The organism is Methanoculleus sp. DTU007, assembly GCF_001512385.1.
GTDB lineage: Archaea > Halobacteriota > Methanomicrobia > Methanomicrobiales > Methanoculleaceae > Methanoculleus > Methanoculleus thermophilus.
In genome coordinates, this window is the sequence record NZ_LFRO01000028.1 from 1,147 (window position 1) to 1,652 (window position 506).

A 506-nucleotide genomic window follows, 5' to 3' on the forward strand; every position below is an offset into this window, starting at 1 on the left:
ATGTGGCAACCCCTCTGGCCCGAGCACCCGGTCGAGAAGGTGCCGATCGACTATGTCACAAACGGTGTGCACGTGCCCACGTGGCTGAACCACCGGATCGAGTGGCTCATCGACCGGTACATGGATCCGGTCTACCCGAACTGGCGGGAGGATTACGACAACCCGATCATCTGGGAGGTCGTCGACGAGATCCCGGACGAAGAACTCTGGCGTGAGCACCAGTGGCTGAAGATGAAACTCTTTGCCCGAATCCGGGAGCGGAAACGTCTCAAGTGGGCGGGGCACCGTGATGAGCCTGCAAACCTCGCCGCCGAGGGGCTCATGCTCGACACCTCGGCGCTGACGATCGGGTTTGCCCGCCGGTTTGCCGAGTACAAGCGGGCGGACCTGATCTTCCAGGACCTGGACCGGCTCGACCGGATCGTGAACAACCGCTGGAGACCCGTGCAGTTCATCTTCGCCGGGAAGGCCCATCCGGCCGACGAGCGGGGCAAGCAGATCCTGCA

The 506-nt window shown here is 63.0% G+C and carries 1 pseudogene; it reads left to right on the plus strand.

The features are described from left to right. A pseudogene (locus tag ACI94_RS02625) lies at positions 1 to 506 on the plus strand (glycogen/starch/alpha-glucan phosphorylase); the annotation flags it as partial.